Origin of the sequence: Catellatospora methionotrophica, assembly GCF_011297335.1 — a bacterium.
Taxonomy (GTDB): Bacteria; Actinomycetota; Actinomycetes; order Mycobacteriales; family Micromonosporaceae; genus Catellatospora; species Catellatospora methionotrophica.
This window is the reverse complement of record NZ_JAAOTJ010000001.1, coordinates 899156-911557: the sequence shown is the minus strand read 5'-3', so window position 1 is coordinate 911557 and position 12402 is coordinate 899156. Positions and strand designations below refer to the sequence as shown.

At 73.3% G+C, this 12402-nt stretch carries 7 protein-coding genes; 3 read left to right on the top strand and 4 right to left on the bottom strand.

Annotation, left to right across the window (positions count from 1 at the left end; all coding sequences use genetic code 11):
- Nucleotides 1-20 precede the first annotated feature (20 nt).
- Complete coding sequence (locus HAV40_RS03925) at nucleotides 21-2798, bottom strand: AfsR/SARP family transcriptional regulator (RefSeq protein WP_166379034.1); 2778 nt, start codon at nucleotides 2796-2798, stop codon at nucleotides 21-23.
- 200 nt (nucleotides 2799-2998) lie between these two features.
- The gene (locus tag HAV40_RS03920; RefSeq protein ID WP_166379032.1) at nucleotides 2999-3211 is read right to left on the bottom strand and encodes a hypothetical protein; all 213 of its coding nucleotides are present in this window, start codon (nucleotides 3209-3211) and stop codon (nucleotides 2999-3001) included.
- Between the two features lie 116 nt (nucleotides 3212-3327).
- Here HAV40_RS03920 and HAV40_RS03915 point away from each other — a divergent pair, with 116 nt between their 5' ends.
- Both HAV40_RS03915 and HAV40_RS03910 read left to right on the top strand, forming a co-directional pair.
- A complete protein-coding gene (locus HAV40_RS03915; RefSeq protein WP_166379030.1) occupies nucleotides 3328-3849 on the top strand; it encodes a S26 family signal peptidase in 522 nt (173 codons plus the stop codon).
- Between the two features lie 33 nt (nucleotides 3850-3882).
- Nucleotides 3883-6684 carry an AfsR/SARP family transcriptional regulator gene (locus HAV40_RS03910; RefSeq protein WP_166379028.1) on the top strand — a complete coding sequence of 934 codons (2802 nt, stop codon included), beginning with the start codon at nucleotides 3883-3885 and terminating at the stop codon, nucleotides 6682-6684.
- Here HAV40_RS03910 and HAV40_RS03905 read toward each other — a convergent pair.
- A complete protein-coding gene (locus HAV40_RS03905; RefSeq protein WP_166379026.1) occupies nucleotides 6681-8540 on the bottom strand; it encodes an ABC transporter ATP-binding protein in 1860 nt (619 codons plus the stop codon). The two genes, HAV40_RS03910 and HAV40_RS03905, sit on opposite strands and share 4 nt — an antisense overlap.
- Nucleotides 8537-9082: a TlpA family protein disulfide reductase gene (locus HAV40_RS03900; RefSeq protein WP_166379024.1), complete on the bottom strand. Its 546-nt coding sequence runs from the start codon at nucleotides 9080-9082 to the stop codon at nucleotides 8537-8539. The genes HAV40_RS03905 and HAV40_RS03900 overlap by 4 nt, the downstream gene beginning before the upstream one ends.
- 132 nt (nucleotides 9083-9214) lie before the next feature.
- Between HAV40_RS03900 and HAV40_RS03895 the strand changes: the two genes are divergently transcribed.
- Nucleotides 9215-12277: an AfsR/SARP family transcriptional regulator gene (locus HAV40_RS03895; RefSeq protein WP_166379022.1), complete on the top strand. Its 3063-nt coding sequence runs from the start codon at nucleotides 9215-9217 to the stop codon at nucleotides 12275-12277.
- The last annotated feature ends 125 nt before the right edge of the window (nucleotides 12278-12402 follow it).

Here is a 12402-nt window from a genome sequence, read left to right as displayed (position 1 = left end):
CCCGCACCCGCCCCCGCAGCTCAGATGGGTATGGAATCGCGCAGCTGCGCCGCCACCGCGTTGGGCAGGTCGTCCAGGATCGCCGAGGCCGCCTCCCACGCCTGGGCGCAGGCCTCGGTCGCGCCGACCGCCTGATGGGTCTCGCCGAGCCGGATCAGGCTCTCGGCCTCGCCGTAGCGGTGGCCCGTCTCCCGGTACAGCCGCACCGCCTGCAGGTAGTAGGACACGGCCAGCTCCGCCTCACCCCGGCAGCGGTGGATGAAGCCGAGGCTGTCCAGGGTGTGCGCGAGCGCGTTGCGGTTGCCCATCGCGTCCAGCTCACGTGCGGCCCGCTGGCAGTGCGCCAAGGCCTGCTGGTGGTCGCCGAGCTGCGCGTGCAGCCAGCCGACGAGGTTGCGGGCGCGGGCGGCCGACATCGCGTCGCCCAGCGAGTCGGACACGGCCACCGCCTCGCGGGCGTGAGTCAGGGCCTCGTCGTGCCTGCCCTGCTCCTCCAGCAGGAAGGCGATGCTGCGCAGCGAGCGGGCGGCGCCCTGGCCGTCGCCGATCGCGGTGGACAGCGCCAGCCCCTGCTGGTGGTGGCCGTAGGCCTCGTCGTGGCGGCCCATCTTGCTCAGCGCGGTCGCCAGGCCGCGGTGGGAGCTGGCCCGCATCGACGGACTGCCGTGGCGCTGCGCCGCCGCCAGCGCCGGCAGCTGCGAGTCGTGCCACTCCCGCCAGCGGGCGCGCCGGTCCAGGTACGTCTCCAGCGACCAGGCCAGCAGCCACGCCTGCTCGTCCCAGCCCGCCTCGGCGGCCCGGTCGACCGCCGCCAGTAGCGCCGCGCGTTCCCCGTCGAACCAGGCCAGGGCCTCGTCCATGTCGCTGACGGGGTGGACGGTCACGCCGTCGGGCGCCGGGGCAAGGGCGGTCGGCTTGCGGAACGGCTGCAGCACGGTGTCGGCGGCGTGCGCGGTGTGCAGCAGGTGGTCGACCAGCCGCCGTACGGCCTGCGCCTGCTCCTGCTCGGGCAGTGACTCCTCGGCGAGCTCCGCGGCGAACGTGCGCAGCAGGTCGTGCATCGACCACCGGCCGGGGGCGTGCTCTGCCAGCAGGTTGGCGTGGACCAGCTCGACCAGCAGCAGTCGCGCCGCCCGCAGCGGCACTGCTGCCAGGCTGGCCGCCGCCGGTGCTGCCACATCCGGGCCCGGATGCAGCCCCAGCAGCCGGAACAGCGCGGCCCCGGACGCGGACAGGGCCTGGTACGACCAGCGGAACGCGGCCCGGATACCGGCCTCGGTGTCGGGACCGGCGAACGGGTCGAGCCCGTGGCGGGCCGGGCGCAGCTCGTCGGCCAGCCTCGACAGCGCAAGGTCAGGGTAGGTCGCCGCGCGGGCGGCCACGATCGTCAACGCCAGCGGCAGCCGGGCACACGCCTGCACGATGGCGTCGACAGCGGCACCGGCCTCGGCGACGCGACGCGGGCCTAGGCGCGTGCCCAGCAGTTCGCGCGCTTCGGCGGCCGACAGCAGGTCGAGCAGCACCGGTTCGGCGCCTTCGGCCGCGACCAGCCCCGGCAGCTGGTTGCGGCTGGTGACCACGGTCAGGCTGGCGGCCGATCCGGGCAGCAGCGGCCGGGCCTGCTCGGCGTCGCGGACGTTGTCCAGCACGAGCAGCACGCTGCGTTCGGCGAGCAGGCTGCGCAGCAGGCCGATCTGCGCGTCGAGACGCTCGGGGATCTGGTGGACGTCTTCGGCGACGGCGTCGATGAGGGTCCGCACGGCCTCGGCGGTGCCCATCGGCCGGCGGCCGTCGAACCCGCGCAGGTTCAGGTAGAGCTGCCCGTCGGGGAACCGGTCGGCGACGCTGTGCGCCCAGTTCAGGGCTAGTGCGGTCTTGCCGACGCCGGCGGTGCCGACGACGGCGACGACGGCGGGTGTGCGCGGGCGCATGGCGGCGAGGACCCCGTCGAGCTGGGCCCATTCGCGGCGGCGGCCCGCGAATACGGCCGGGGCGGCGGGCAGCTGGCGGGGCACGACCCGGGCGGTGCGGTCCGGACCGGCCGGCGGCGGTGAGGCGCGCAGCGTGCCGCGCAGCAGTTGCAGATGCACCTGCCGCACGGCCGGACCCGGGTCGGTGCCGTACTCCTGGGCCAGGTGGCGGCGCAGGTTCTCGTAGACCTGCATCGCCTCGGCGGTGCGCCCGCAGCCGTGCAGCGCCAGCATCAGCCGTCCGGCGAGCCGCTCGCGCGAGGGGCGCAGCTCGACGAGGTCGCTGAGCAGCCTGATCGCCTGCTCGGGGCGGCCTCGGGCGAGTTCGGCGTCGGCGAGCTGCTCTTCGGCGTCGAGGCGGTGGTCTTTCAGCCGCTGGCGGGCTGTGGCGGCGAACGCGGCCCGTACATCGGCCAGCGCCTCGCCGCGCCACAGTGCCAGCGCGTCGGTCAGCAGCCCGGCGGCGCGGGCGTGCGCCCCGGCGGCGGTGGCCTGCCTGGCGGTGGCGACGGTGTCGGTGAACAGGTGCGCGTCGACGGTGGCGCCGTCGAGGGTGAGCCGGTAGCCGCCCGCGGTGGTGAGGACGGCGGTGTCGGCGGGCAGTGCGCGCAGGGATCGGCGTAGCGCGGACACGGCGACGTGGATCTGGTCGCGTGCCGAGGTGGGTGCGTCATCGCCCCACAGGGCGCCGATGAGCTGGTCGATGGTGGTGACGCGGTGCGGGTGCAGGAGCAGGTATGCCAGCAGGGCCCGGTGTCGCGGCTGGCCGAGGGTGACGGTGTGGTCGCCGGTGAACGCCTCGACCGGGCCGAGAATGCCAAACCGCAAGGTCCGTCCTCCCCGCGCCGTCACTGACCGCCACACCCTATGCACACCCCGTCGCTGCGGCAAGCGCAACGGCTGTGGTCCAGTTCGGACTGCGGGTGGGTGGTAAGGCGAACAGGCACGTGCCGCGGGTGACCCCGGGTCACAGGTATGCGGGCAGCGTGGTGGGGCGGAGTACACGCCGCCACCACGCCGTGCCTACGTCAGTTGCAGTTGTAGTAGTTGCTCGCGCAGCCGTTGTAGACCTTGTAGCAGTTGTACCCGTCGTAGGCGTAGCAGTAGCGGTAACCCTGCGTCCGTGTCCCGCTGCAGTAGCAGCCGGTCACGTAACACGGCGGGCACGCCGCTGCCGCGTCGGCCTTCGGCACGACGAATGCGGTCATGCGGTCACTGATACGCTCGATCAGCTTGATCATTGAAGCTCCTTTCTTCGGGTAGCCGACGCTAACGCCGCGGTGTACACGAACCGCCCGATCGCGCTACGCATCCAGGAATGTATCCGCTTTGTATGTCGCGGCGGCATGCTTGGCCAATGTGGACCGTCGCCGTTGCCGGATTGTTGATCGCCACCGTCTGCGTCGTGCTGGTGATCCGGCGGATGCGCGGGCGGCTGACCGTGGTGACGGTCCACGGCCAGAGCATGGCTCCGGCGCTGCACCCGGGCGACCGCGTGCTCGTGCGCCGCACCGCCCTTGCCGGCGTACGCAGCGGCGACGTGGTCATGGTGGCGCGCCCGTCGCTGGCCGAAAGCGCCACCTGGACCGTGCCGGGCGTGGCGAAGTCCGCCGTCGTCGCCGATGACGCCTGGGCCGACGCGACCGGCGCATGGCTGATCAAACGGGTGGTCGCCGTCCCGGGCGACGAGGTGCCGCGGGACACGGTGGAAGCGCTGCGCCACACCGCCGAGCAGGCGGTGCCCCCCGGCCGGTTCGTCGCGGTCGGCGACAACGCCGAGCTCAGCTTCGACTCCCGAACCTGCGGCTACTTCACCGACGAGCAGCTGTGGGGTCTGGTGGTCAAGCGGCTGGAACCCGCCGTGCCACCGCACGCCTAGCATCGACATCGGCGACGGGATCGGGAGGCGTGAATGGGTTGGGAGTTCTGCCTGCTCGGCCCGCTGGAACTCAGACGCGACGGGGTCGCCGTCGCCGCGGGCTCCGTCAAACAGCGGATGCTGCTCGCCTCGCTGCTGCTCGACGCCAACCGTGTCGTCTCCGTGAACCGCCTCATCGCGACCCTGTGGGAACGTGATCCGCCCACCTCGGCCGTCGCGAACATCCGCACCTACGCCTCGCAGCTGCGCCTGACGCTGACCGACGGCAGCGGTGACAGCCGGCTCGCCGGTCGCCCGCCCGGCTATCTGCTGACGGCGGCCGACGATGAGCTCGATGTCACCGTCTTCACCCAGCGCGCGGCGGCCGGGCGGGCCGCGATGGGCCGTGGTGAGCTGCGGCAGGCGGTCGGCGCCTTCCGGGAGGCGCTGGCGCGATGGCGGGGCGCTGCCGGCGAGGACACCTGCCGGTCCGGCCTGCTCGCGACGCGCCTGGCCGGGCTGGACCAGCAGCGGCTCACCGTCATCGAGGAGCTGGTCGCGGCCCGGCAGCAGCTCGGCGAGAACGCGCAGCTCATCCCGGAACTACGGCAGCTCACCTACGAGCACCCGCTCCGGGAGCAGTTCTGGCAGCAGCTCATCGTCTGCCTTTACCGTACCGGCGACATCGCCGGTGCCCTGGACGCCTATGAGCAGGCCCGCTCCGCGCTCGTCCGCGATCTCGGCGTCGACCCCGGCTCGGAGCTGTCCGCCCTCTACCAGGCTGTGCTCAGCCGCGACCCGGCGCTGCTGCCGGAGCCGAGGGTCGCCGACGGGGCGGAGATCCGCCCGCGGGAGCTCCCCTCGGACGTGGCGCGCCTGGTGGGCCGGGACCGGGAGGTCGCGATGGCGACGGGGGCGCTGGCGGACGTGGCGACCATCGCCTTCTACGGCGCCGGCGGCGTCGGCAAGTCGGCGCTCGCGGTCCATGTCGCCCACCAGATCGCACCGTCGTTTCCCGACGGCCAGATCTATGTGGACCTGAGCGGCCCCGGCGGGCAGCCGCAAGCTCCGGTGGACGTGCTGCGACGGGTCATCCGGACGCTCGGCGTACCGGCCGATCAGATGCCGCAGAGCGAGGCGGAGGCGTCGGCGCGCTACCGGTCCTTCGTGGTGCAGCGCCGGATGCTCGTGCTGCTGGACAACGCGACCAGCGCGGAGCAGGTCCGTCCACTGCTGGTCGGCGGGGGCGGCACCGTCGTCATGATCACCAGTCGGCGGATGCTCGCGACGATCGACCGCGCCGTGCACATCGAGGTGAACCGCCTCACCGAGCAAGCCGCGGCGCAGCTGCTGGCGGCGGTCTGCGGACCCGAGCGGATCGCGGCCGAGCCGACGGAGACCGCGCGCCTGACGGTGCTCTGCGACCGATTGCCGCTCGCCCTGCGCATCGCCGGCGCCCGTCTGGCCGCCCGGCCGCTGTGGAGCATCGGCGAACTGGTCCGGCAGCTGTCCGACGAGCGGACCCGGCTCGATACGCTCGCATGCGGCGATCTGGCCGTGCGCTCCAGCGTCGAGCTGAGCTTCCGTGCGGTCGGCGGCGACGCCGCGACCCTGCTCGGTCTGCTCGGCCTGGTCCGCATCGACGAGTTCACGCTCACCGCGGTCGCCGCCCTGGGCGACCTGTCATCGGCTCAGGCGGCGACGGCCTTCGACCAGCTGATCGAGCAGCGCCTGGTCGAGCAGACCGGGCCCGGCCGGTTCCGGATCGGCGACCTGGTCCGGCTGTTCGCCGGGGACCTCGCCGTCGCGGGCCGTCCCGAGGCGCTGCACCGCCTGCTGTGCTTCTATCTCTGCACGGTGCGCCGGGCCTGGGAACTGGTACAGCCCGCGTTCCGGCCGGCCCGCGACGACGGGTTCTTCGAGACCGTCCCACGGCTGGAGTTCGCCGACGCGCCAGCGGCGACGGCGTGGCTGGATCAGGAGCGGGCCAACCTGCTGACGCTGGCGCGCCAGGTGGCCGACGAGCGCGCCGCCGTCGCCCGCTTCGTGCCGCTGTTGCTCTCCTGCCTGCACCAGTACCTCGCGGCCGACGACAGCTGGGACGACCTGGACGAACTCGCCCAGCTGTCGCGGGCCGTCGCCGTGCGTGATGCCGCCTGGCATGCCGAGGCGGAGGCGATGGTGTGCCTCGCCGCCGTCTGCCGGGCCCGCGGCACGTTCGCCCAGGCCGTCTCCTATCTGGAGCGGGCGGGCGAGCTGCGGCGCCGTTTCGGCGACGAGCACGGCGTCGCCGACTGCCTCACGGCGCTGGGCCGGACACTGGTCCGCTCGGGTGACCTTGAGTCGGGACTGGCCCGGCTGCGGGACGGCGCGGCGCTGTACGACCGGCACGGCCTGCGGCTGGCGGCGGGCCACGCGCTGCACGAGGCCGGGGAGGTCCTGTGCCGCCTGGGTCGTTACGCGGAGGCGGAGAGTTCGTTCGAGCAGGCGCTGGCGGTCCGCCAGGCCGAGCGGGACCTCACCGGCGAGGCGATCACCCTGGCCGCGATGGGCATCACCGACTGCCTGCGCGGCAGCGATCTGCGCGCCGTGGGCAGGCTGACCGACGCGCTCGCCCGGTGCCGGGCCACCTCGGCCCACCATCACAGCTGGCAGGCACTGGTGTGGCGCGCCGCGGCGCACCAGCGGCTGGGGCAGCGCAGCCAGATGGCGGCCGATCTGCGGTCGGCCTGGGACCTGTCACGGTCGTACGGGGACGGCAACCGCGAACGCTTCGCCACCATGCTGCTGGACAAGCTCAGCCGGGGCGACGAGGGCGACCTGAAGGACCGCGTCGCCGCCGAGTACCTGCTCTAGTCGCCGTGGCCCGCCTGCTCCGACAGCTGGTAGCCGGTGGCCTGCAACTGGAACAGCTGCGCGTAGGCGCCGTCGGCGGCCATCAGCGTCACGTGGTCGCCCTGCTCGGTGACGACCCCGTCGGCGAGCACGACGATGCTGTCGGCGTCGCGCAGTGAGCCCAGCCGGTGGGAGATGAGCAGGCTCGTCCGGTCCGCCCGGTGCTCGCGCAACCGCTGGTGCACCTCGAACTCGGCCTGCGCGTCGAGGCCCGCGCTCGGCTCGTCGAGGATCATCAGGTCCCGCTTGTCCCGCAGGAACGCGCGGGCCAGCGCCAGCCGTTGCCACTGCCCGCCGGAGAAGCGGACTCCGGTCTCCGGGTCGCCCTGGTCGGACTCGCCGAAGAACATCCGGCTCAGCATCGTGTCGTACCCTCGGGGCAGCGCCGTGACCGCGGCGTGCACGCCCGCCCGCTGCGCCGCGGCGACCAGCACCGGCCGGTCGTCGATGCTCGCGATGTCACCGAGCCCGATGTTGTCGGCGGCGGTGAGGTCATAGCTCATGTAGTCCTGGAACACCGCGCCGATGCGCGTACGCAACTCCGTGATCTCCACGTCGCGCAGGTCCACGCCGTCCCAGGTGATGCTGCCACGGTCCGGGTCGTAGAACCGGCAGACCAGCTTCACCAGGGTGCTCTTGCCGGCGCCGTTGAGGCCGACGAGCCCGACCGTCGTGCCGTGCGGGATGAACAGGTTCACCCCGCGCAGCACCCACGGGTGCTCGTCGCTGTAGCGGAACCACACGTCGCTCAGTTCGATGCCGCGCCGCAGCACGGGCAGCGCGCGGGGGTCGGCACTCAGCGGCAGGTCCGGTGCGGCGTCGACGACCATCGCGTAGTGGTGGAAGACGGTGAGCTGCTGGTGCGTGTGCGCCACCGACACGATCAGCTGCTGCATCGCACCCAGCACTCCCGGCACGACGACGAGGAACATGGCGACGTCACCGACCGTGAGCGCCCCCGCCCGCGCCTGCCGGGCGGCCCAGACCAGGCCCGCCCCGGCGACGATCGCGCTCAGCGCGGCGAGCCCGCCCTGGGTGATCAGCTCGCGGCGGTCCATCCGGCGCTTGGCCCCGAACACCTCCCGCAGTTCGGCCAGCATCCGCCCGCGCAGGAAGCCGCCGGTGCCGAACAACCGGATCTCCTTGGCGGCGTCGACGCTGCCGAGCAGGTTGCGGTAGAAGAACTCGCGCCGCTCGGTCGGGCCCAGGTCCCAGATCATCGCCGCCCGCCGCCGGGACAGCTGCAGCTCCAGCAGGAGTGTCGGCACCGCCGTCGCGAGGACCGCCAGCGTCATGACCGGGCTGATCACGGCGAGCGAGCCGAGGAAGCCGAGCAGGGTCAGCACCCCCCGGGTCAGGCCGAGCGAACCGTCGACCACCTGAGCCGGTGCGGCGGCGCCCTGCTGCGCCAGCCGGAGCCGGTCCAGGAAGGCGGGGTTCTCGAAGTAGGCCAGCCCGCTGAAGCGCTCCACCGCGCGGTAGAGCTCATCCTGTGCCAGCAGGGCGACACGCTGGTCGAGCTGCGTGCGCAGATACTGGGTCAGCTGCGGAAACGCCGCGGTGGCCAGGCCCGCGACCGCGAGGCCGCAGCCGACCGCCGTGACCGTGGCGAGCGCCCCGCCGGTGGTGATCAGGTCGAGCAGCATCTTGGTGAGCCAGGCGGCGGCCACCGGCACCGCCGCCCCGGCGAGGGCGCAGACGGCGTACGAGGCGGTGGTGGCGGCGGCCCCCCGGCGCGCGATGACGGCCGCGAGCCTGCCCGCGCGCAGCAGCTCCCGGCGGCTGGGCGGGGCGGCGGCGGTGAACTCCGTCGTCATACGGCGGCGGGCCGGGGCAGGCCGGAGAGCATGGAGCCGCTGGCCACCATGGTTCCGTCGGCGGAGACGAGACCGACCGCGGGGAAGCCCTTCACGCCGAAGGCGGCGGCGACCGGCCCCTCGTCCTTCTCCAGCACGACCCGTGCCACGTCGGTCAGCTGCTCGACGGTGGCGGTGGCCTCGGCGGCCACATCGGCGACGACGACGGCGAAGACCCGGTCCCGGCCACCGAGTTCGGCGGCGTAGGCGACGAACTCGGGCAGGCGCTCCCGGCACGGCGCGCAGCCGGGGGAGAAGAAGCCGACGAGCGTCCCGTCGGCGAACGAGGCGGTGGAGACCGCCTCACCAGCGGTGGTGACGGCTGAGAACGAGCCGATCTGCGCGCCCGCCGGCAGGATCAGATCCGTGGCCGTGGGCCCGGTCGGCATCTTGGACAGCAGCGCGCCGTGCTCACGCAGACGGCGGATCATGCCGAAGGCCAGGAGCAGATTGAGCAGGCAGATGGTGGTGACGATGGCGAAAGCGATCCATAGGTATGCCATCCGCGCAGGCTAGCCAGCACGGATACAAGCGCCATACATTTCTGATTCAGCGGTGACGATGTCCAGTCCACATTGGCCGCCCTCGCCCGGTAGGATTCAGGTTGGTTGATCAATCGAGGGATGGTGCTGAGGTTGTCCCTGCGGTTTCGGTGTCTCGGCTCGCTGGAGATCCGCAGCGCGCACGAGTGGCAGGCGGTAGCCGGGGGCAGGGCGCGAACACTGCTCGCCATCCTCATGATCCATGCCGGCGAGCCGATCCCGGTCGGCCGCGTCGCCGACGAGCTGTGGTCCGGTGCTCCGCCGGCCTCGGCGCGGTCGCTGCTGCGCGGCTACGTCCTGTCGCTGCGGCGAGCCATCGGCCAGGACGGCACGGCAGTGCTCACCGCCGAGGCCAACGCCTACTGCCTCCACGTGGGCAGGGAGTCCGTGGACGCGTACCGGTTCGAGCAGCTCGCCGCCGACGGACAGGAGGCGCTGCGAGCCGGTGACGTCGACCGGGCCGCCCGCCTGCTCGATGCGGCGCTGACCCTGTGGTGCGGCCCGGCCTTCGCCGCGGTGGCCACCTCACCGCTGATCGCCGCCTACGCGTCCCGCCTGCATGAACTGCACCTCGCCGCGCTGGAGGCACGGATGGAGGCGGACCTGCTCACCGGGCGGGCCGACAAGCTCCTCGGCCCGCTGAGCCAGCTCATGCAGGAGCATCCCGCCCGGGAGCGGATCACCGCCCTGTGGATGCGAGCCCTCAACGCCCAAGGGCGGCGGGCAGAGGCGCTGAACGCCTACGTGGACGCGCGGCGCAGGCTGGCCGAGGACTTCGGCATCGAACCGGGACCACACCTTCGCCAGGCCCACCGCGACATCCTCGCCGAGCACAGCGTCGACGATCCGCCCGCCTCGGATCCACCGGCGACCCCGGCGGCCGCCGGCCGAAAGCAGCCCGACGGGACCCGCGACGCACCGTGGCAGGCACCGGCCTCCATCGGCGACTTCACCGGACGCGACACGGAACTCGCCGGCTGCCTGAAGGTTCTCGACCAGGGACCGGGCACGGCGATGCACCTGGTCGCGGTCTCCGGCCGGGCCGGCGTGGGCAAGACCACGCTCACCACCCGCCTGGCCCACCTGCTGCGTGACGCCTACCCCCACGGCCAGCTCTACGCCGACCTGCACGGCGACAGCGCGCAGCCGACCGCGCCGGGCGATGTCCTCGGACGCTTCCTGCGGGCGCTGGGCGTCCAGGGATCGGAGATGCCGGAGACCACCGACGAACGCTCGGCCCTGCTGCGCAGCCGCCTGGCCGGGAACAGGGTACTGATCCTGCTCGACAACGCCGCCGGCGAACAGCAGGTCCGGCCGCTGCTGCCCGGCTCCGGCCCCAGCGCCGCCGTCGTGGTCAGCCGCCGGCGGCTGTCGGCACTGGATGTCAGCCACTTCGTCGACCTGGATGTCTTCAGCCCGGCCTGCGCACTGAGCCTGCTGGAGCAGATAGCCGGCACCGAACGCGTCACCGCCGAGCCGGCCGCCGCCAGCGCGCTGACCGCCCTGTGCGGCCACCTTCCGCTCGCCGTACGCATCGCCGCCGCCCGCGTCTCGGCCTCGCCCGGAACGCCGATGTCGTGGCTCGTCCAGCAGCTCGTGGACGAGCGAAGCCGGCTCGACGAGCTCAGCATCGGCGACCTCGACGTGCGCACCACCATCGCCGCCGGATACCAGGGCCTGTCCACCGTGGAGCAACGCACGCTGTGCCGGCTGGCCCTGCTCGACGCCGCCGACTTCCCGGCCTGGGCGGTGGCGGCGGCCGCCGACCTGACGACGGCTGAGAACCGCCAGGTGCTGCGCGCCCTGGTCGACCGGCGCCTGCTCGACGAGGTCCGCGTCGACCAGGCCGGCCAGCTGCGCTACGGACTGCACTGCCTGGTGCGGATCTTCGCGCGGGAACCGGCCCGGCAGGAACCACCGGCAGCACAGCTCGCGGTGATCGAGCGTGCGCTGGACAGCTGGCTTGCCCTGGCCCAGACCGCCAGCGCGGCCCTGGCGGCCGCGACCCTGGCCGACATCCGGCCGCCCCGCCCGGCCGCTGCCGGCGGCGACGGGGTCGAAGCCGCCGCGGGCTCCCCGTCGGCGTGGTTCGAGGCCGAACGCGCGGCCATCGCCGCGGCCGTCGCACAGGCGGCCGGACTCGGCCGCGCCGACCTGTCGTGGGGACTCGCCGCGGCGGCCCACGGCTTCTACGAGCTGCGTGACCTCTTCGACGACGGCCAGCACGCCCACGAGACCGCGCTGTCCGCCTGCCGTGCCGCCGGCGACCGGCTCGGCGAGGCGGTCATGCTGCGCGACCTCGCGGACCTGCACAGTTCCAAACCCGGCTCCGACATCGGGCGCAAGCTCGAACTCGCCGCCGCCGCACTGCGGCTCTTCCAGCAGGTACGCCACACCCGGGGCGAAGCCGACGCGCTCTACCTGTGCGCGACGGTGCACCGCACGCGCGGCGAGCACGCCGAGGCCGTCACCCGGCTGGAGGAGAGCCTGCAGGCCTGCCGCGCAGCGGACTACCACCTCGGCGAGCTGCACGTCTGGCAGCTACTCGGCATCGTGCGCCGGCAGCAGGGACGCAACGATGAAGCGCTCAACTACGCGAACCGGGCCCTGACCATCGCCCGGGACCTGGGCAGCTCCCGCGACCAGAGCGTCGCGCTGGGCCTGATCGGCATCATCCGCCGCGACCAGGACGAGCCCCACGAGGCCGAGCAGGCGCTGGTGGCGGCGATCGCCATCGCCGAGGAGTCCGGCGACCCGGTGCAGCTGGCCTTCCTGCACGGGCACCTCGGCGCGCTCTACGTCGGCAGCGGGCACCCCAGGGCGCGGCCGGTGCTCGAACGCGGGCTGGAGCTGAGCAGAGCGAGCCACTCCGTGTTCGGGCAGGCGCTGGCGCTCAACGCCCTCGGCCGGCTCGATCTCGCCGACGGCGACGCGCCCGCGGCACTGGACCGCCTGGGCGCCTCGGCGCAGCTCTACCGCGACGCGCAGAACACCTACGCCGAGGCCAGGGCCCTCGCCGCCCTCGCCGAGGCGCACCGGCTGGCTGGCGACCCCGAGCAGGCGCGGTCCAGCGCCCGCGCCGCCGTCCTGATCTTCCGGCAGCTGGGCAACGACACCGAGGCCGACCAGACGGCGCTGCTCGCGGGCGAGCGGTAGGAGCCGGGGCCGCTGACCGGGCGCTGCTGCGTGTCGACGACATACAGCCCAGATACATTCCCTGTGGGGGCAGTGATCGCAGGCTGTGATGACCGCGGTGTCCGCGGATCACCGGGGAGCGTCCC

Bases quoted from the DNA above. Each gene is read 5' to 3' on its own strand.
- HAV40_RS03920 (WP_166379032.1), bottom strand. From the start codon at position 3,211: ATGATCAAGCTGATCGAGCGTATCAGTGACCGCATGACCGCATTCGTC.
- HAV40_RS03915 (WP_166379030.1), top strand. From the start codon at position 3,328: ATGTGGACCGTCGCCGTTGCCGGATTGTTGATCGCCACCGTCTGCGTC.
- HAV40_RS03910 (WP_166379028.1), top strand. From the start codon at position 3,883: ATGGGTTGGGAGTTCTGCCTGCTCGGCCCGCTGGAACTCAGACGCGAC.
- HAV40_RS03905 (WP_166379026.1), bottom strand. From the start codon at position 8,540: ATGACGACGGAGTTCACCGCCGCCGCCCCGCCCAGCCGCCGGGAGCTG.
- HAV40_RS03900 (WP_166379024.1), bottom strand. From the start codon at position 9,082: ATGGCATACCTATGGATCGCTTTCGCCATCGTCACCACCATCTGCCTG.